The sequence below is a fragment of the Shewanella sp. MR-4 genome, assembly GCF_000014685.1.
Classification (GTDB): Bacteria; Pseudomonadota; Gammaproteobacteria; order Enterobacterales; family Shewanellaceae; genus Shewanella.
In genome coordinates this window covers 2,360,575-2,381,470 of record NC_008321.1, presented here as the reverse complement: position 1 = coordinate 2,381,470, position 20,896 = coordinate 2,360,575, and the positions used below count along the sequence as shown (strand labels likewise).

The 20,896-nt window shown below is 48.3% G+C and carries 14 protein-coding genes; 4 read left to right on the top strand and 10 right to left on the bottom strand.

The window, feature by feature from the left end; genetic code table 11:
• The first annotated feature begins 485 nt into the window (after positions 1 to 485).
• On the top strand, positions 486 to 3,296 hold the full coding sequence (locus SHEWMR4_RS10500) for a TonB-dependent receptor (protein WP_011622764.1): 2,811 nt from the start codon (positions 486 to 488) through the stop codon (positions 3,294 to 3,296).
• A 174-nt stretch (positions 3,297 to 3,470) separates the two neighbouring features.
• Positions 3,471 to 4,226 (top strand): sulfite exporter TauE/SafE family protein, encoded by a 756-nt coding sequence (locus tag SHEWMR4_RS10495; RefSeq protein ID WP_011622763.1) that lies wholly within the window; start codon positions 3,471 to 3,473, stop codon positions 4,224 to 4,226.
• A gap of 359 nt (positions 4,227 to 4,585) precedes the next feature.
• Here SHEWMR4_RS10495 and SHEWMR4_RS10490 read toward each other — a convergent pair whose 3' ends face one another.
• Together SHEWMR4_RS10490 and SHEWMR4_RS10485 are read right to left on the bottom strand one after the other, a co-directional pair.
• Positions 4,586 to 6,490, bottom strand: coding sequence for a family 43 glycosylhydrolase (locus SHEWMR4_RS10490; protein ID WP_011622762.1), 1,905 nt, complete (start codon positions 6,488 to 6,490; stop codon positions 4,586 to 4,588).
• 2 nt (positions 6,491 to 6,492) lie between these two features.
• Positions 6,493 to 7,560 (bottom strand): arabinan endo-1,5-alpha-L-arabinosidase, encoded by a 1,068-nt coding sequence (locus SHEWMR4_RS10485; RefSeq protein WP_011622761.1) that lies wholly within the window; start codon positions 7,558 to 7,560, stop codon positions 6,493 to 6,495.
• Between the two features lie 208 nt (positions 7,561 to 7,768).
• Between SHEWMR4_RS10485 and SHEWMR4_RS10480 the strand changes: the two genes are divergently transcribed.
• Both SHEWMR4_RS10480 and SHEWMR4_RS10475 read left to right on the top strand, forming a co-directional pair.
• Positions 7,769 to 9,214 carry an MFS transporter gene (locus tag SHEWMR4_RS10480; RefSeq protein ID WP_011622760.1) on the top strand — a complete coding sequence of 482 codons (1,446 nt, stop codon included), beginning with the start codon at positions 7,769 to 7,771 and terminating at the stop codon, positions 9,212 to 9,214.
• Between the two features lie 107 nt (positions 9,215 to 9,321).
• The gene (locus tag SHEWMR4_RS10475) at positions 9,322 to 11,709 is read left to right on the top strand and encodes a glycoside hydrolase family 127 protein (RefSeq protein WP_011622759.1); all 2,388 of its coding nucleotides are present in this window, start codon (positions 9,322 to 9,324) and stop codon (positions 11,707 to 11,709) included.
• 268 nt (positions 11,710 to 11,977) lie between these two features.
• Here the strand turns inward: SHEWMR4_RS10475 and SHEWMR4_RS10470 are convergent, their stop codons facing one another.
• From SHEWMR4_RS10470 to SHEWMR4_RS10435, 8 genes are all read right to left on the bottom strand, one after another.
• A complete protein-coding gene (locus tag SHEWMR4_RS10470) occupies positions 11,978 to 12,568 on the bottom strand; it encodes a DUF4303 domain-containing protein (protein WP_011622758.1) in 591 nt (196 codons plus the stop codon).
• 283 nt (positions 12,569 to 12,851) lie between these two features.
• Complete coding sequence (locus SHEWMR4_RS10465; RefSeq protein WP_011622757.1) at positions 12,852 to 13,853, bottom strand: family 43 glycosylhydrolase; 1,002 nt, start codon at positions 13,851 to 13,853, stop codon at positions 12,852 to 12,854.
• 61 nt (positions 13,854 to 13,914) lie between these two features.
• Complete coding sequence (locus SHEWMR4_RS10460; RefSeq protein WP_011622756.1) at positions 13,915 to 15,051, bottom strand: family 43 glycosylhydrolase; 1,137 nt, start codon at positions 15,049 to 15,051, stop codon at positions 13,915 to 13,917.
• Positions 15,026 to 15,988 carry a galactofuranose ABC transporter, permease protein YjfF gene (gene yjfF / locus SHEWMR4_RS10455; RefSeq protein WP_011622755.1) on the bottom strand — a complete coding sequence of 321 codons (963 nt, stop codon included), beginning with the start codon at positions 15,986 to 15,988 and terminating at the stop codon, positions 15,026 to 15,028. The genes SHEWMR4_RS10460 and yjfF overlap by 26 nt, the downstream gene beginning before the upstream one ends.
• Entirely contained in the window at positions 15,985 to 17,202 is a 1,218-nt protein-coding gene (locus SHEWMR4_RS10450; RefSeq protein ID WP_011622754.1) for an ABC transporter permease, read from the bottom strand. The genes yjfF and SHEWMR4_RS10450 overlap by 4 nt, the downstream gene beginning before the upstream one ends.
• Complete coding sequence (locus SHEWMR4_RS10445) at positions 17,199 to 18,701, bottom strand: sugar ABC transporter ATP-binding protein (RefSeq protein ID WP_011622753.1); 1,503 nt, start codon at positions 18,699 to 18,701, stop codon at positions 17,199 to 17,201. Before SHEWMR4_RS10445 ends, SHEWMR4_RS10450 begins: the two co-directional genes overlap by 4 nt.
• Positions 18,702 to 18,732: 31 nt before the next feature.
• On the bottom strand, positions 18,733 to 19,674 hold the full coding sequence (locus SHEWMR4_RS10440; protein ID WP_011622752.1) for an ABC transporter substrate-binding protein: 942 nt from the start codon (positions 19,672 to 19,674) through the stop codon (positions 18,733 to 18,735).
• Positions 19,675 to 19,772: 98 nt separating this feature from the next.
• Positions 19,773 to 20,828 (bottom strand): aldose epimerase family protein, encoded by a 1,056-nt coding sequence (locus tag SHEWMR4_RS10435; RefSeq protein WP_011622751.1) that lies wholly within the window; start codon positions 20,826 to 20,828, stop codon positions 19,773 to 19,775.
• Between the last annotated feature and the right edge of the window lie 68 nt (positions 20,829 to 20,896).

Sequence of the window (20,896 nt, the reverse complement as noted above, 5' to 3'; positions counted from 1 at the left end):
TAGCATTATGGGGATAGAAGTAAATATCTTGTGACAGAGATTTGTGAGATTTTGCAAAACATTCGACGTTAAGGTCAGCTTGCTGGGTCTGTAGTGCCTATTCAATTCAGGTCGTGTTTTCACCACCAAACCATCATTATTTTCAATTAATTCATTTTATTTCATATGGATAACTGTGATTCATCCCTTTTTCCGCATTTTAACGAAATGTGATCTTGCTTTCCTATTGCGTCAAACAGTGAGTTGACATGCAAATAGTCATACAATATGATTTTAACAGTTGTGATAAATTCTTAACCTCGCCCGTTGGAGCGTAATTGACTTAACGCGGCGCACTATACGCTACAAAATAGGCTACAAAATTCTAAATTTTCAGGGACACTGTGGGGATGTCCGTGACTCTGAAGTGGAATAAAAAAGACCGGGACGTCAGATGGTGTCTTAGGCTACCGGGTCAAATAATAAAACTACCGGAGATTAACTAGATGTTTAAACAGACTTATTTGGCAAGTGCTATTCTGCTTGCTCTTGCTAGTCAAGCGACTTATGCGGCGGAAGCTGAAGCGACACAATCGCCTCAGGCAGAAGAAACGGCTCAGCCCTCTTCTGGCGGCAAAGCGCAAAATAATAATGAAGAGATGGAGATCATACAGGTTCAGGGGATCCGCGGTAGTTTAAATAAAGCGGTAGAACTTAAACGTCAAAACATTCAAGTTGTCGATGCCATCGTTGCCGAAGATATTGGCAAATTCCCAGATAATAACGTGGTTGAAGCCTTACAACGGGTAACCGGTGTTCAAGTGACTGACCGCGCGTCTGGTGAAGCGAATGTTGTCAGTATTCGTGGTTTAACGGATGTGACGACCACAGTGAACGGCCGCCAAATCTTCACCGCAACGGGCCGCTCAGTTGCTATCGCCGATATTCCCGCCGCACTGCTTGGCAGTGTTGAAGTCTTTAAAACCCGTTCTTCTTCTCAAGTGGCCAGCGGTATCGCAGGTCAAATTGATATCCGCACCCATAAGCCTTTCGATTTTGAAGACAGTAAAGTCTCTGTTGCTGCGAAAGGCATCTATTCAGACCAACCCGATACTATCGACCCTAATTTCAGTGCATTAGCAAGTAATCGTTGGGATACCAGTATTGGTGAAGTGGGCGCTTTAGTTAACGTGTCTTATATCCGCACTAACTATAAAGATGAAAGTGTCTCACCTGGTGCATCCTTCCCCTATTTTGTTGAAGATGGTACTCGCATTACCAGTGGTTGGAACGTGGGTTCTGCCCATGGTATCGATACCAGCGCTGGCGCCACCATCGATGGCAAAGAATATTTACTGGCTCGCGATGCCATGTTTGGCAACATTCTCGAGGGCGAGCGTGAACGTCCTGCGTTTAATATCTCATTGCAATGGGCGCCAAATGATAGCTCTGAATACACCTTCGAAGCCTTCTACAATGGCTATCGCAATGAAAGTTTTAACTCAATGTTGTTTAGTTTTGTTGATTCTCCTGCGAACTGGCAGCAAGTGATCCAGGATGGGATTGAAGTGTACGATGGCACCAATGTGGTGAAATCGCGCACCGCATACAATGCCTACAACTTCACCAGTGGCGATCACTCTAAAGCCAGCACAGATAGCTATGTCTTTGCCTTAGGGGGTAAATGGGACATTTCCGACGAGTTCCAATTAAAGTCGGAAGTGGTTTATCAACAGAGTACCTATGAGAATGAATTTACAGCAATGCGCGGTGATGCCACGGTTTATGGTGTCGAGATTGATGCTAATGCTGACGATGGTATCCCAAGCTGGAGTTATTTAGATAATCCCGATACCGTACTCGATGAGTCAGACATGACAAATCCAGATCTATGGCAAACAGCTGATTTCTTTGATAATGGCAGCAAAGACGAGGGTGATTCCTTGTCTTGGACAATGGATGGCAGCGTGTATGTGGATTATGCCATTTTCACTAAAGTGCAATTTGGCGCTCGTTATGAAAAACGTGGCGCTACTAACTTCAGCCGCACTGTCAGTAGCGCTAAGAAAATTGCCTATACTGATTTAGATCCTTCCATGTATATGGTGACATCGGGCTTCTTTGAAGGCCGCGCGAATGTGCCTGATTCATGGGCAGTAATCAATGGTTATAACCTATACAAAAACCGCAGTGAGTTTGAAAAGCTTTGGGGCTTCGAAGCCAGAAAGTTACAACTCATGAAAACCTTTGATATCTCTGAACAAGCTTGGGCAGGCTACCTGATGGCCGACTTTGATACTGAAGTCTTTGGTAAGCGTTTAGATGGTCAAATGGGTGTTCGCTACGAAGGCACGAAAGCGGATATGGACTTCTTTGACAATGATGCCAAAGACGCTAATGGCAATGTCTATACCGCCGTGAGCAGCGATACTACGGATACCTCAAAATTGTTACCTAGTTTAGTGATGCGTTACTGGTTAACGGATGATTTTGTTGCGCGTTTCGCCTATACCGAAACCATTCGTCAACCCGCCTTTGCGGATCTGAACTCTTTCACCTATTACGTACCTGACTTATCTAAGACGAATTATGGTTCTGCCAGTGGTGGTAATCCTGATTTAGAGCCTGTGACCTCTAAAAACTATGACTTCACCCTCGAGTACTATTTTGGGAATGGTAATTCGATTTACGGTACTTATTTCCGCCGCGATATTGAAGGTTTAGTATATAACTCTCTATCGACCACGCTCTACGACTATGATGGCGATGGAGTAGATGAAACCTATATCCTAAGTCGTCCTGGTAACACTTCTAACGGTAAGTTAACCGGATTCGAGTTAGGTGCAGTGTACTTCCCCGAAGGATTACCTAGTCTGTTAGACGGTTTAGGCGCTCAGCTTAGTGGGACACTGCTGGATTCTTCACAGGATATTCCTGAATATAACACAGGGACGGGTGAGCGAATTGGTGTTACGACCCGTGATATGTTTGGGGTATCCGATGAGTCTTATAGTGCCGTGTTGATTTACGACAAAGATTTCTTCAGCGCGCGTATGTCTTATACCTGGCGTAGTGAGTTCTTAAACGCCTATGATGCGCCTAACTTTGCCATGCCTCGCGGTATCTATCGTAAGCCGGAGCAGTCATTGGACTTCCAATTAAGCTACAACATCAGCGATGACTTAGTCGTGAGCTTCGATGCGACTAACCTGCTGGACGATGTATATCAGGAATACTATGAGGATTCGACCCTATTCAACCGTACGAACAATATCTTCACTCGTACCTTTGCTCTGGGCGTTCGTTACTCCTTCTAATTGACCACTGTTGTGTAAACCGAAAAAGCTAATCCTATGGATTAGCTTTTTCTTTTTATATCAGGCAAATAACAAGATCTTTACTCGATATTTCTAATGCTTATTTATCAAATTGCTTTTGTCTGAGCCCATGCTTTGCTAGTTTATATTTCTTTTCTTCCTTGAATATTGACTATGCATACCGCCTGGTTCGACTTTACGCTGATCCCTATCGATATATTCACGCTGTTAACCTTAGCCTCGGCCTTTACTGCATTTTTTACCGCCTGCTTCGGGATTGGTGGTGGCGTAATGTTATTAGGCGTGATGGCGCAAGTCCTTCCGCCTCAAGTAATTATTCCCCTCCATGGCGTGGTGCAATTAGGCTCGAATCTGGGCCGCGCCCTATTAGGTTGGCAGCATGTGCAGTGGTGGCTTATCAGTCGTTTCTTACCTGGCGCGCTCGTTGGCGCCGCCTTGGGGAGCTTAGTGTTAGTCGCATTGCCGCCAAAGGTCATGTACCTCACCATCGCCCTGTTTATTTTGTATTCCTGCTGGGGACCGAAAATCCCTCGCGTGGTGCTGGGAACAGCCGGGACGATAATCGCTGGTGCGTTAACAACCTTTATCTCGTTATTTGTCGGCGCGACAGGTCCCTTAGTAGCTGCCTTTATCAAACAATTAGACGTTGACCGTTTTCGCACTGTCGCGACCTTTGCGATGGCGATGTCACTGCAACATGGCGTCAAAATTCTCGTTTTTGAGGGGCTGGATATTCCTATCCTGCCGTGGTGGCCGCTGCTACTCTGCATGATTTTAAGCGGCGCCTTGGGAACCTGGCTTGGCTTTAAGATGTTAGCGCGGGTGACGGATAAACATTTCAGCGTCGCCTTTAATTGGGTGCTGACACTGCTGGCGATACGTTTATTGTGGCAGGCCTTAGTGGGATAAAACTTGGAATAAGAGAGCCTGAGTAAAAAAGAGCAGCAGCTGCATACACAACTACTGCTCTGGTGCCGAGCAAACAAGGCTCAACCAAGATGCCGTTAAGCGACCTCAACTTAAACGACATTACAAGCACGCGTATATACCCAAGCTACCTGACGATACGAGTTTCAGTGCGCCTAGGGCGCTCCGTCCCGGCGGGTTTTAACGTACTTTATGCTGTGTTGGTTATTTTTAACTTAGCTCATAGATTCTCAAATAACCGCCTTGCCTAAAGTGCGTTAAACTCCCGCTAAATCCTACATCTTCAGGTTGTTTGGGTATTACCACCGCCGTGGTGATGCTCAGTTATTTAGAAGGATGAATTATTTCACCTCTCTAAAATAGAACTGTTGTGAAATGGTGTTTTTCCACACGTCTTCCACTATGTTATCGCCATTGGCATAGGAGCCATTGGCCACTTTCATGGACGAACCACCCTTGCGAGACACTAGCCTTAATGATCCATTTGGCATCAACTCGCTACGGAACTCGCTGTCGATTGCATTACACGCCCCTAGCTCCAGATTACCTTCGTTGGTCACAAGGCATTGTTGCGCCTTGTTGTTTGAAAGTTGGATGGATTGCAGACGGTAAAATCCATCGGTTGTCGGCATTGCTTGCCACTGCTGACAGGCATCGCCGGTGTATTCAAACTGAGCCACATTGGCATTAGGTTTAAGCTGACATTGTTCGGCGCTAACCACTCGGCCGCTATGGGCGTTGACTATGGCAAATGTGGAGACTGGCTCAATCCGCCAATCGGTGCATTCACTGACACGGTTTTCCCCCGCAATCACCTCTGCGCCGGCCTTTTTACTGCAGTTTTTCACCTGCAGATTGCCAATGGAGCGATCGTTTGCGAAACGGAACCAGCCTTCACGGGTCGAATCCACCGACCAACGCTGACAACGGGAGGCGACCCAAGGCGCCGAATTCAGTGCCGTTGAAGACTCATCTTGGCACAGAGCCTGAGTTAAAAAGGTTCCCTGACCCACATTAGCAAAGCGATACAGGCCATCGTTACTCGGATCAATTACCCATTGGCTGTTGTCATCCTCGCACTTACCGACACTGACCTGGCCCTTGGCATTGGTCACTAGGCATTGACCGACTTCACGGCTCACGATGCGGTATTTCACGCCTTCCACTTGAGTGGTTATCGGGCCAAACTCGCCACTTGGGACTGGCAATTGCTTTTTATCCGCCAATGGTTCGCCAAATTTAGGCAAGCCTTTGTTATCCCAAGTAAAGGGTTGAGCACGTGCCGCTCGGGTACCACTACAGCCGTCTGAGGCCGAGGAGTTGCCATGGTAAATGAGCCAATCTTCTTTTCCATCGGGAGACTTGAAGAAACCATGGTGGCCAGGGCCATAGACGCCATTGGCTTTGCTAAAGAAAGGCTTGTCGTACTTAGTCCATGCGGCGGGATCCATAGGATCGTCACCTGTGAGTTCAACCACGGCTAAGGAATAATCCTCAGTATTACAAAAGCTTGCCGAGTGAACTAAAAAGGTTCTGCCCTCATGCTGGATGATTTCAGGGCCTTCGTTGACGTTTAAGCCTGATTTTTCCCAGTCGTGAATGGGCGCTGTGATCACCTTATGTTCGCCCTCGACGGTCCAAGGGTTACTCATCTTGGCAATCAAGTTGACTTGATCTTGGCCGTGCCATTCGGACCAGAGGAAATATAGCTGGCCTTTATACTCCAAATAGCTGCCGTCGATATTCCAGTGGTCGGGCATTGGCGTGCCCTTAAACTTGTATGGCCCCATAGGGTCACTGCCTTCACTCTCGAGGATATGGTTACGCTGGCCATCGAAGTTTTCTGCCACGCCCGAGGTGTAAATTACATACCAACGTAATCCCTGCGCAGTTTGCAGAGGGTGGAATTCGAATGCCCAAAAATTACAGCAGTTGGACTTATCGGTGCCGCTCCAAATATTGTGGGCCGGCGCATCGGCAAGCCCTGCAATGGTGGGCGATTTACGCATCACCAGCTCAGAGGTCCACGTGGTGGTGGTGAGGTAATAGTTACCATTGTGGTATTCGAGCCAAGGATCGGCTCCATTTCGAAATAACGGATTCGCAAAGGTCGCAGCGGTAATGCGGTTTCCATCCACGCCCTTCGCACTCTCTGCAGCATGTAGGTTACCTGCCCCCAAGCAGGTCGCACTAAGTCCCATGGCCAGCGCAAGCGTAGCCATTCGTTTGTTGATTGTGTGAGTCATTATTATTTTGTTCCTTCGGGTGCAACTAATACGCTCTGGTATTGATTGAGCGCCTTAGGATCGACCTCTGGCCAACCTTGGCGCCAGCTCAGTTCCGCCATCTTGAGTTTTTGTAAGCCATTATCAGCCGATTCGTAGGCATGAAAGACTAAGTAATCTTTGCCATCGAAGGCATAAACACTGTTATGGCCCAATCCCGGCCAAGCCTTAGTGCCATGCAGTAAAACCGAACCGCCGCCTTGCGCCATGTCTTTGCCCTCTTTATCGAGGTAAGGCCCAGTCACCGTTTTGGTGCGGCCCACGGCTAAGTGGTAAGTGCTGTCGTCCCCACGACAGCAAAGGCCATAGGAGACAAAAAGATAGTAATAGTCATCTTTTTTATAGATAAACGGCGCTTCGATTTCAGCAGGGCCTGGCTCGGTTTCACCAAGCAGTGCGGGGCGTTCTAACTTGGCTAGCGTATGCCACTCCTCTGGTTTGGAGATGGAGATAAAGTCTGGATTGAGTTTGACCAGTTTTAACCCTTGCCAAAAGGAGCCAAAACTCATCCAAGGTGTACCCTGCTCATCGACAATAATATTGGGATCAATCGCGTTCCATGCATCGCGATTTGGCACAGATTGAATAACGATCCCCTTATCTGTCCACTGATATTCCTTTGAGTTTTTGTCGAGGGTTTTATTGACTGTCACGCCAATGGCCGAGGTGTTTTTACCAAAGGCTGATACTGAGTAATACAGATAAAACAAGCCGTTATGCTCAATGATATCCGGCGCCCATAAATGGCCGTTAAACTCTGGCGCAACGTCCTTTGCCCAGCTAGGCTCGGTTTCGAATACCCGCCCAGCTAATTCCCAATGGATTTTATCCTTTGAGGAATAATAGGTAATGCCGGGGCCAGTGCTGAAGAGATAATACTGTCCGGCCTCTTTTGCCATCACAGGATCGTGAATACTCACCTGTTTGGCACTCGCTTGGCCTAGGGTTCCCAATACGCCTAGCAGCGCACAATTGAGCATCTTAAGGTGACGTTTTAGGGCTGTTTTCGGTGTGACTCTCATAGCTGGCATCAATTCTCCTTATGAACCCCATCCCATATAACAAAATAGTTATTATGCTATTGTATGATGAATTAAGTTATCATACTATCAGGACAAGGAAGTAACAATCAAATGCAAAAAAATTAACAGGAGAAAAATGTGTTAACATTGCGGATGCGGTAAATTGCAAAATAACACAATAACTCACTGTTTATAATAAATATAATAAGGATTTCTGATGAGTTCTCATAAATTGTCAGTCATTGAAAAGATCGGTTACGGCTCCGGGGACATGGCCGTTAACGTGGTGATTTCGTCAATGATGTTAATTATTACCTTCTTTTATACCGATATTTTTGGGTTAAAACCCGCCGATGTCGGGATATTGTTCCTGTTGGTTCGCCTTATCGATGCCATTACCGATCCTTTAATGGGCATTATTAACGATAAAGTGACGACCCGCTGGGGAAGATATCGCCCCTACTTCCTGTTTATGGCGATTCCCTTTGGTATTTCGGTTTTCTTAACCTTCTCAACCCCAGATTGGGATTACAATGCCAAACTTATCTGGGCTTACTCGACCTATATTCTGGTCACTATCATCTTCACCACTGTGACTATTCCGTATATTTCGATTATCAGCGTGATCACCGACGATCCTAAAGAGCGGTTATCCGCCAACGGTTATCGTTTGTTCTTCGCAAAGATTGCCGCCTTTTTAGTGACCATTATCGTGCCTATGCTAGCGTCTGCCTGGGGCGGAGAGAACATTGCCGCGGGCTATCAAAAAGCCATGGGCGTGATGGCATTGATGGCAACACTACTGTTTTTATTCTGCTTTTTCACTACCACAGAGCGCGTGGCCTACAAGGTGGAAACTAAGCCTGTTGGCATGCAACTGCGATTATTGTTCAAAAACGATCAATGGTTAGTATTAGTCGCGATTTGTGTGATTGGCACCATTGGCTATGTGATCCGCGGCTCGGTAGCAGCCTACTACGCCACCTATTACTTGGGCGGCGATGCCAAAATGCTCTCGGCATTCCTGTCGACCGGTGTGGGTGCCGCGATTCTGGCCATGGTCGCTTCTACTTGGATCACTAAGCGTTACTGCAAACTAAAACTCTTCCGCTACAGCCAAATCGTGGTTGGGATCTTAAGCGTCATCATGTTCTTTGCCGTGCAGCCGGGCGACATAGTGCTGGCCTTTGTACTCTATTTTTCGATTTCATTCGTGGTGGATTTACATGCGCCTGTCTTCTGGTCGGTGATTTCCGAGTCGGTGGATTATGGCACAGTCAAAACGGGCCACAGGGTCTCTGGCCTTGCCTTTGGCGGGATTTCATTCGCCCAAAAAGCGGGTATGGGCGCGGCGGGATTTGTGGTGGGTATGCTGCTGACCTACTTCAACTATCAACCCGGTGAAACCCAAAGCGAGTTTGCGTTGACCGGTATTTCGTTAATGCTGACGGTGATCCCTGGCGCATTCCACGCGCTGATGGGCTTACTGATGTTCAAATACAAGATTTCTGACCGCGTTTATGAAGAAATCAAACAGGCTTTACCCGAGCAGGCCCATTCAAGCCAAACGGACGCCAACCTGACGTCTAAGGCTCTAGCCTCTAGCACTGAATCCTCTGAGGCCGTAACGCCTAAGACTGCTGCGCCCCAAGTATCGGCGTAATCTATCTGCGATAACACCCTAAGCCCCTACCCAGGGGCTTTTTTATCACGCAAAAACTGAGTTAATCCAAACGTAAAACTCCAATCCGTATAATAAAGGGAGCCAAGATGAACACTGCCCGATTGTTTGGCCTTTGCCTGTTATTGCCATTAACTTGCCCATTCGTATCCCAGCCAAGTTTTGCTAGCCTTACCCCCATTCCACTAAACGATGTGCGCCTCACAGCCGGGCCGTTTCTGCATGCCCAGCAGACCGATTTGGCTTACATCATGTCGATGGATCCCGAGCGACTACTGGCCCCTTACCGTAAGGAAGCGGGAATTGCGACTACGGCCGACAACTACCCCAATTGGGAAAATACGGGCCTCGATGGCCATATCGGTGGGCATTATCTATCGGCATTGGCCCTTATGTATGCCGCCACGGGCGATCAGGCGGTGCTTGAGCGACTCAACTACATGGTGGCTGAGTTGGAAAAGTGCCAACAGGCCCATGGCAATGGTTACGTGGGCGGTGTCCCTCATGGAGACAAATTATGGCAGCAGGTCGCCGCTGGCCATATTGAAGCGGATCTGTTTACGCTCAACCAATCATGGGTGCCTTGGTATAACCTGCATAAGGTATTTGCAGGCCTGCGGGATGCCTATCTTTATACTCAAAATCCTACGGCGAAGAAAATGCTCGTCGGTTTTGCCGATTGGATGCTGGATTTAAGTCGCAATCTAACTGATGAGCAGCTGCAGCTTATGCTGCGCACCGAATACGGTGGCTTAAATGAAACCTTAGCGGATGTGTACAGCATTACAGGTCAAAACAAATACTTAAATCTTGCGAATCGTTATACGGATCAAAGCCTGTTACAACCCCTGTTGCAGCATCAAGAGAAACTGACGGGCCTACATGCCAATACACAAATTCCTAAAATTGTGGGAGTGGCACGTATTGCCGAGCTCAGTCATAACAAGGCGTGGTTAGAGAGCGCCGATTACTTTTGGCAGCAAGTGGTTCACCAGCGCACCGTTTCCATCGGTGGCAACAGTGTGCGCGAGCATTTTCATCCCAGCGAAGACTTCAGCAGTATGCTCGATTCGGTAGAAGGCCCTGAGACCTGCAATACCTACAACATGCTGAAGCTGTCTAAATTACTCTATGAAAACAAACGTGATTTGCGTTATATCGATTACTACGAGCGCGCACTCTACAACCATATTCTCTCGTCCCAGCATCCGCAAACTGGCGGCCTAGTGTATTTTACGCCAATGCGCCCAGACCATTACCGCGTCTATTCCTCGGCGCAGGAAAGTATGTGGTGTTGTGTCGGCTCTGGCATCGAAAACCATGCTAAATACGGCGAGCTCATCTATGCCGAGGAGGACAACAATCTGTTTGTGAACCTGTTTGTCGACTCCGAGGTCAACTGGAAAGCCAAGGGCATCAGCCTTAGCCAAAAAACTCAGTTTCCCGATGACAATACTTCGCAGATGATTATCCATCAGGAAGCGGACTTTACCCTCAATCTGCGCTATCCCACATGGGCTAAGGGTGACGTGACCGTGAGCATTAATGGCGAGCCGCAAAGGTTTACACCGACTCAAGGGCAATATATTCCTTTAACACGGCACTGGCGCAAGGGCGATAGCGTGACCATCACCTTACCCATGGACATTAGTCTTGAGCAGCTACCCGATAAAACCGCCTATTACTCAGTGCTTTATGGGCCAATTGTGCTAGCGGCAAAAACGGCGCCTATCGCCAATGAAGCCTTAAACTTTATCGGCGATGCCAGTCGCATGGGGCATATTGCCAGTGGCCCTATGTGCGAACCCAGTCAGGCGCCAATTTTTATCAGTGATGGTACCCGCTTTTTAACCGATATCCGCCGTGAGCCCATGAGTCAGCTGCAATTTACCACGGGCAAAGCCCGTACAAATCAAGCGAGCCCCATCACGCTGATCCCCTTCTTTCGCCTGCATGACAGCCGCTATACCTTGTATTTTGGCCAGAGTGCTCCTGATGAATGGCAACAGAAACAGCAAGAGTTAGCTCAAAAAGCCCAAATGGAAGCCAAGCTGATGGCGCAAACCTTAGATAGTGTGCAGCCCGGTGAGCAGCAACCTGAGTCGGATCATTTCTTTAAGGCATCAAAGAGTGAAGCGGGCCTTAATGGTAATCGCCATTGGCGCCATGCCGAGGATTGGTTTAGCTATCAACTCGATGCTAAAGGTGAGCCGCAACCCATATTGCGCTTAACTTACTTTGGCTTGGATGCTGGGCGACGTTTCGACATTTGGATCAACGATAAACGCCTTGCCGAAGTCACTCTGCCTGCCGATAAGGGGCCGATATTTTACAACGTCGACTACCCTATTCCCGCCGACATGCTTTCGGATAGCACAGTGCCCTTCAGGGTGAAATTTGTGGCAAAACCGGGCTCGATTGTCGGCGGTTTATATGAGGTGCGCCTACTAAAAAGTGAGCCAAGCTCGACTCAGTAAGCGAGCATCCCTCGCGCATGTAGGCCTCGGGCTTAACACACTGATTCAGATAAGGGAAAGTGAAACGCTTTCCCTTGTTTTTATCCCCTAACCCAGAGTTTCTGCGCTTGGCACTACCTAATGTTTGCTGGTGGCCCTATGCGACTCGCCGTAAATATCAACCACTAGCCGTCAATATTTCAGTCACCATTTCAGTCAATATTGAGTGGGACCTCTTCGGTAATAGACGAAATAAGCCTGTTTAGTTGAAAATATTTGTAGGCAAAATCTATCGCCATTGCTGATAAAAAAGAGCAACCATCTCTTTGTTATTGCAATTTTGAACAAAATAATTGATATCAGTATCGCTTTGATCGCCAAACCAGACGGAGAACAATATTGCCTGTGGGTTTAGCGGGCGCATGGCTTTAACCTCATTGAGCGCCCTGACTAATATGGCGTACAAGGCTTTAAGGTAAGCATCGTATGTCTTTTCGGACTCGAGCGCCTCAGCGTCCTCTTGCAGCAATTGCAGTTTGTCGTTAATCGCCTCAAAAATATCTTCATTTTCATTGTGATGTGGAGAGTCGCAGGCCGACCAGCGCAGCGTTTGCTTAAGCTGTGTGAGGGATTTATGCCGAAAACGATGATCGTTTTGATATTGCTCTGCGACGGCCGTCAGGCCTTCCTCGGTGAAAAGGGTGGCGCCTAAATATTCCACTAAGGGCGTGCTGTATAGGCAAAAACCGTAGAGGGTCTGCGCCGGATATTCTGACAGCCACCAATCGAAATATTTCGCAAGTGCCTGAGTGAGTTCTTGAGCAAACTCATCCATTCTTGCTTCAATATCTGCACTAAGTTTGTCCTTGTTTATCGCCATTTCCCTACTCCTCGAACTTGGCAAAATCATCATCACTGATATTCACTTCCACACGCAGGCAGTACTTCTGCCCACCAAGTGAATGTTCGGGCGGCAATATAACATCAATAGGTTCAAAGGTTGAATCGGTTAAGTGATTGAAATAGCGAGCGGAATAGCTTGTTGTGCGTGCGAGCCTAAAAATCGCGTTTTACCTAAGCAATAGCGCTTAAGTCAGGCATAAAAAAGCGGGGCTGCTGAAGCATGCCCCGCGGTTATCACATCATTTATGGCGGCAAATCAATTAGTAGAGGTTGAACAAGGGGCGCCCGCTCTCATCAAATGACACCGCTAACGTCCGCGCATGGCGATTGGGATCATAGAGTGGATCTTTAATGATTTGCGCTAATGGACGGGTATCTGTCTTTGGCACCACGCTAGGATCGCCCACCGCATGTTCATAATCACGGGCATGGTAAACACAGATGGGCGTCACGCCATCTTCTGCCACGGTGAAACTGTTATGACCAGGGCCGAATATTTGCTTGTCGACATCTGTGCACAGCACTGGCTGGCGGGTTTTCTTCCATGAGTTACGATCGAGCAGATCAGCATGCTCATCGGCCTCCATATAACCCATGCAATAACAAGCACCTGTGGCGCTGGCTGAGAAAGTAATGAAGATTTTACCTTGGTGTTTAAGTACTGCAGGCCCTTCGTTAACCCAAAAATCGACGCGCTCCCAATCATAATCTGGGGTGGTGAGCATAAATTGCGCCGTCTTTAACTTGATGGGCGATGCCATTTCCGCAAGATACAGGTTGGATGCCGCAAATTGTCCACCGGTTTTCTCCGCCCAGCAGAAGTAACGCTTACCGTTGTTTTCGAAAATGGTCGCATCTAAGGAAAAGTCGATAAAGGACTTATTATCACCCTCAGCCGCCTGCATCATGCCAAGTTCAATCCATTCATCATTTAATGGATCTTGTCCTAGACACTCAAGCACATAGGGGCGTAAGGCCCAAATATTTTCCTCTTCACTTGCCGCAAAGTAGATATACCATTTGCCGTCGAGATAATGGATCTCGGGCGCCCATACGTGGCGGCTCATTGGGCCGCTTTGGTGTTTAAACCAGATATCGAAGGTTTGTGCGTCTTTTAAGCCGTCTAAGGTCTTGGATTTACGCAGTTCAATCCGATCGTAGGTCGGAACAGAGCCCGTAAAGTAGTAATAACCGTCGCTATGTAGGTACACAAAGGGATCGGCGCGCTGCTCGACTAGGGGGCTGTTTGTTGCTCTTATCATGGAAAACCTGTCTATTTCGATTACTTAAGTGTGCTATTCGTGTCTGTTAAACGCATTTCGCTTATTCGCGGGATTGCGTGTCTTGCTGATTCAAGGTTTGGCTATCGCTCTGCGGATTATCAAATACTGGGAAACCGTCCGCCGACCAGCGAATGGCGCGGTAGTAAGTGTGTCTATTACCGTCGGTCAATGGCGTCCCCTGCAGCTCAAGGTAATTACGTGCATGGTAAAACATCAGCTCGGTTTTACCATCCTCTGCCAGCACAAAACTATTATGGCCAGGACCAAAACGATTCAAGCTAGGCTCAGTGGTAAAGACTGGGCTTGGCGATTTATGCCAACTCTTGGGATCGAGTAAATCGGCATTTTCATCGGCCCATAACAGCCCCATGGCATAACGGTCATCCGTGGCACTGGCGGAATAGGTCACGAAGACTTTACCGTTTTTAACCAACACAGCGGCGCCCTCGTTGACTTTAAAGCCCAAACGTTCCCAATCCAATAAGGGCTCGCTGATAATGGTTTCGTTATCAGAGAGTTGAGTTGGCGATAGCATTTTGGCAATCACTAAGCCGGTGTTGTAACGCTTGGCTTTGTCCTGCTGCGCCCAAATAAAATATCGCTCGCCCTTGAGGCTAAAGCTGGTCGCATCGAGGGAGAAAGCATCCTGCGCCGATTGTAACTTACCAAGTTCTTGCCATTGGCCTGTCATCGGTGAGTCGCCTTCAAGTCCTAAGACAAACATGCGGTTATGAAAACGCACATCCTTATTGCTGGCCGCAAAATAGATATACCAGCGACCATCGATTTTGTGCAGCTCAGGTGCCCAAATATCGATACTCATGGGGCCATTTTCATGCTTGTGCCACAGGGTTTTAGGTGTTGCTTGGCGTAAACCGTCGATGGTTTTGGCGTGGCGAAGTTCGATGCGGTCAAACTCAGGCACCGAGGCAATAAAGTAGTAACTGCCGTCATCATCGCGGATGACCCAAGGATCCGCCCTTCTCTCGATAAAGGGCGCATTCGCATCGAGGGTTTGCACCGTGGCGCTGTGGGATTGTGCGCGGCTAATCTCAAGCACAGGCACGGCTTGTGCTAATGGCACCGCCAATGCGGCGAGTAAGCCGCAGGTCAAAGGCAAGCGTCGAAAGACCGACAGGTTAGGTTGACGATTATCCATGTTGTGTTTTGCGTCCATTCAAGAGTTTCTGTAACAGGATGAAGAAGAACAGTAACAGGCCAATGACAATCTTGGTCCACCAACTGCTTAAGCTGCCATCGAAGGTAATATAGGTTTGAATCACCCCCATCAAAATCACCCCAAGCACAGTGCCGAGCACAAAGCCACTGCCGCCAGTTAACAGGGTGCCACCAATGACTACGGCCGCAATGGCATCCAGTTCGACGCCAATGGCGCCAAGCGCATAGCCAGAGAAGGTGTAAAAGGTAAAGACAATGCCCGCCAGCGTCGCCAGGAAGCTACTGATGGCGTAAATACTGATGGTGGTTTTAGCGATGGAAATCCCCATTAGCTCGGCGGAATGTTGATTGCCACCAATGGCATACACATTCGTACCAAAACGGGTGTAATGCATAACCACGGCGATAATCACAAAGAACAGGATAAAGATCAGCGAGCTTAAATCGAGCGCACCATTGCCTGGTAGTGCAATGCTCATCTCGGCCACCGCATCGTAAAATGGATGGTCAATGGCAATCGACTCTTCGCTGAGCGTCGTCGCTAAGCCCCGCGCCAGAAACATCCCCGCAAGCGTCACAATAAATGGCTGCAACTTATACACATGGATAATAGTGCCCATGAGCGCGCCAAACAGAGTGCCCAGGGGCAGAATAACCGCAAAGGCCAACAATGGATGCCACTGGTACTCGGTGATCAATAAACTGGTGACGACTCCACTTAAGGCGATGACGGCGCCAACCGAGAGATCGATCCCCCCAGAGATAATCACTAAGGTCATACCTAATGCGGTGATCAATAGGAATGCATTGTCACGCAACAGGTTGGTGACCACTCGGCCACTGGCAAAACCGTCAAACTGAAAGGTGCCGACCAAAAACATGGTCAGCAGCAATGAGGCGGTGATCCACAGCGGAATAAAACGTCTTGCTATCATAGTTTTTCTCCTGTTGCGGTACTGGCTTTTGCACTTGTGCCCTTTTCTGCTGGTTTAGCATTCGCTTGACGCTTGGATGTGAACAGCGCCGACAATTGGCGCCTAAATTTAGCCGATTGCAACAGCAGTACGGTCAGGATAACGATGGCTTTGATCAGCAGGTTAAACTTAGCGGGTAAACCACTGACGATAATGGTGGTCGCTAAGGTTTGAATGATCAGCGCGCCGACGACCGACAAAATTAACGAGAAACGCCCGCCTGTGAGCGCTGCGCCGCCAATTACGACGGCCAGCACCGCATCGAGCTCAAGCCAAAGCCCTGCGTTATTCGCATCTGACCCTTGGATATCGGCGGTGCTGATCATGCCGGCTAAGGCCGCACACAGACCCGCAATGCCATAGGCAAACAGTTTGATGGATTTATCGTTGATCCCAAGGTAACGACTCGCCTTGGCATTACAGCCAACCGCTTCGATAAAAAGCCCTAAAGCGGTTTTACGCAGCAGTAATTGGCTGAAGGTTAGCATCCCAATCACAATCCACACTGGCATCGGCAGGCCTAAAAACTGGCCCACGCCAATGGCGGCAAAGCCAGGGTGCTGGAAGGTGATAATTTGTCCTTGGTTGATAAGCTGAGCGACACCGCGCCCCGCCACCATGAGCAGCAAGGTCGCAACAATTGGTTGAATGCCTAAGAAACTCACCAGACCGCCATTAATACAGCCAGCTAAGAGCCCAACGATCAGGCCTGCTGCAATAACGGTGACTAAGCTGATATCCGGCACTAACAGTAGATTCGCGCAAACCGCGCCCGCAATCGCCATCACGGCACCAACCGACAGGTCAATACCGCCAGTGGCAATCACGAGACTCATGCCAATGGAGAGCAGCGCCACGGGTGCACTGCGATTTAAAATATCAATCAAAGAGCCATAGAGTCGGTCGTCTTGATAGCTGATATTGAAGAAACTGCTGTCAATGAACAGATTGGCCAGTAACAGAATAGTTAAGGCCAATAGTGGCCACAGGTATCGACCAATGGAGGTCGACTTGCCCGCTTGGTAACGAGCGTTTTTTTCTTGAACCATGGTCTTGTCGCTTTCCTGCATCCGCGGTTGCCGCTCAGATGAATGCGCCTCAGATGCGTTCATCTGGGGTGAGATCAAATCGGCGGACATGCGTGTGGATGATAGGGTTTCGGCTGAGCTTTTCATTTTCCCTCCGCAATCGCTTGCATTACGTGTTGCGAGGTTAATTCCGCTCCTGAAAGTTCACGTACTGCATATCTGTCGCGTAATACCACGACTTTATTCGAAAAGGCCACGAGCTCATCGAGCTCAGACGATGCAACCAGCAGTGACATGCCTTCATCACACAAGGTTCTGATAAGCTTGACGATTTCTGCGTGGGCGCCAATATCGATGCCGCGGGTAGGCTCATCCAGTACCAATAAAATCGGCTCGATGGCTAACCAACGCGCGAGGATCACCTTCTGCTGATTACCGCCACTCAATTGCTCTATGGGTTTATCCGCATCTGGGGTTGCAATCTGTAATTTATCGATAAAGAACTGGGCAATTTCCTGTTGCCGAGCTTTAGATAAATACCGCCACCAACCGATACGTGCCTGCAGCGCGAGGATAATATTTTCACGAATCGATAAAGGGCCGATGATGCCGTCAATCTTGCGATCTTCCGGGCACAGGGCGATCCCGGCGCTGATCGCATCCACGGGTTGTGACAGATTCAATTTCTGCCCAGCTAAATGGATACTGCCGCTATCGACCAAGTCCAGCCCAAATACGGCGTTGCAGACTTCGCTGCGCCCAGAGCCTAGCAGCCCCGCAAGTCCAACTGCCTGCCCCTTTGGCACGGTGAGATTCATCGATTGGATTGAACCTTTTACCGACACATCTTTGAGGGACAAGAGCACAGCCTCAGCGCGGGTGACTGTGCGCTCCTTTTCCTGTTTATCAACCAATTGCTCCTGCAGAGAACGCCCGAGCATGGCTTCAATCAACTTAGGTTGTGGCAGTTCTGCCGTCAGATATTCGCCGATAAACTGCCCGTTACGTAACACGGTAATGCGATCGCTTATCTGATAAACCTGATCGAGGAAGTGAGTGATAAAGACAATAGCCACGCCCTTGGCTTTGAGCTGGTTTAAGATCCCAAACAGCACTTGCACTTCTTTGGCATCTAAGCTCGCGGTAGGCTCATCGAGCACTAATACCTTGGCCGACATGGCTACGCCGCGGGCGATGGCGATCAGTTGCTGCACCGCGATGGAATAATCTGACAGCGGCGCGCTAACATCGATATCCAGTTTGAACTGGGTTAACACGGCCCGCGCGTCGGCATACATTTTTTTAAAATGGATCAGCCCAAGGCGGCGCGGTTCGTAACCGAGGAACAGGTTTTGTGCCACGGTCAGGTTAGGCACTAAGTTCACCTCTTGATAAACCGTGCTGATCCCCGCCTTTTGCGCGTCCATTGGTGTGTTGAAGTGTTGCGGCTCACCGAGGAAAAGGATGTCGCCCATGTCTTTCGACTGGGCGCCTGTCATCACTTTCACCAGGGTTGATTTACCCGCACCGTTTTCGCCCAATAGGGCGTGAACTTCCCCTGCAAATAACCGTAAGCTCACATCCTCAAGGGCTTTAACGCCCGGATAATGCTTACTGATCTGCTTGAGTTCTAAAATAAGGCTCATAGCGCTATTCCCCAAGAAAGCGTCAATGGGATTATTGCTGGCGGCGCTTTTCGTACTCTGCGGCAGCGGTTTCTTGGGTAAATACATCACCCGTGGTGCTAATAAGCTTGGCTTGATCCTTATTGCCCTTCAGGTACGCATCGATAGCATCGAACGCTGGGCCGCCTAAGTATGGGCTAAGCTCAACCGTGGCATTAACATCGCCATCGGCCATCGCCTTAAAGTAATCGGGAACACCGTCCACGGAGACAATCAGAATATCTTTGCCCGGTTTTAAACCCGCTTCTTTAATGGCTTGCACGGCGCCAAGGGCCATTTCATCGTTATGCGACCACACGGCGCACAGTGGTTGACCGTTTTGCGCCTTGAGGAAACCTTCCATCACTTCTTTACCCTTAGCGCGGGTAAATTCGCCGGTTTGGCTGCGAACGATCTTGGCATTGGGATAATTGGCAATCACTTGGTTAAAACCGGCGGCGCGATCAATCGCTGCGGTTGCACCTACTGTGCCCTGCAACTCGGCGATATCGCAGTTGCCTTGGGTTTTATCCATTAGCCATTGGCCAATCTTGCGGCCTTCTTCGGTAAAGTCGGAGGCGATACGGGTAAGGAATAAGGAGTCATCATCGACCTTAATATTACGGTCGACAATCACCACAGGAATATGGGCACGTTTGGCTTCTTTGAGTACGGGTTTCCAGCCTGTTTCTACCACGGGAGCGATAATAATGGCATCCACGCCTTGGGCGATAAAGCTACGCACGGCTTTGATTTGGTTCTCTTGTTTTTGCTGAGCGTCGGCAAATTTTAAATCGATGCCACGCTGTTTGGCTTCGGCCTTGACCGCTTCACTAAAGCTGGTGCGCCAACCACTCTCGGAGCCAACCTGTGAAAAGCCCACCGTGGTGGCGTAGGCACAAGTTGCACTGACAGCCCATAATCCCAATGCGGTAATGATTTTATTATGTTTCATTATTATTCCCTTTATAATTTTAGGTAACAGAGATCCCCTAGCCTGCTGTTAACAGCAGGCCAACTCGTACAAATAAATGTTATTTAGCCTTGATTGAATTAAATATTCTTAAACTTATGTACCGTAATTTGTTGATATTGAGTATTTGCCTCAAGCATGACACTCGGGAAATGGGCAATGTTTACCGCATTCGGATAACCGTGGGTTTCTAAACACAGGCCATGGAATTGATTAATGCTATACCCTTCATCATCAATATGGCTGCCATCGAGAAAGTTACCGCTATAAAATTGCACGCCGACTTCAGTGGTACTAATTTCGAGTTCTCGGCCAGAAAGAGGATCTTTTAACACCGCAATAGTCTGCAAACTGTTTTTATTGTCAGGATTTCTATCCATAACAAAATAATGATCATAACCATTAGTTAATTGCTTAATATCCGTGGCAATTAGCTTCGGTTGTTTGAAATCGTAAGCGCCATCGTCGACTAAGGTTAATTCGCCTGTTGGGATCTGTTCATTATCGAGTGCCAGGAAATGGCTGGCTTGAATGGAGAGTTCGTGCCCTAAAATGCCCTGCTGTTTGTTGGAGGCAAGATTCCAGTAAGCATGATTGGTTAAACAGACGGGGGTGGTTTGATCGCAAACGGCTTGATAATTCAGAGTTAATTCATTGTTTTCATTGAGGCGGTATTCTAGCTTAATGGCAAGATTACCCGGAAATCCTTGATCGCCATCGGGGCTGGTAATGCTGAAAACCGCCGCCACACTGTCATTGTCCTGCAGCGTCTCAACCTGCCAAGTGCAATGGCTTAATCCTTTAGGTCCGCCGTGAAGTTGATTATTGCCTTCATTGGCGACTAATTGAATTGTTTTACCTGCTAAGGGGAATTGTGCTTTACCAATACGATTTGCGACACGGCCTGCGGTAATACCAAAATAATACGGATTAGTCGCCCAATCTTTAATATCTTGATAGCCAAGACTTAATGAAATAGGTTCTTGCGCTTGACCATAAAATTTGACCGACCAAATGCTGGCGCCGTAATTTGACAGAACCACTTCAAGCCCGTGGCTATTGGTGAGCGTGACTAATTGTAATTCATCCGCAAATGCGGCGTGTTGTAGGCTTTTTTTAGTAACAGAGAGTTGCATGGTGAGTGCTTTACCTTTTATTTAAAATAAACTCAGCACTCACCTCATTATTTAATGAACTGAAATTT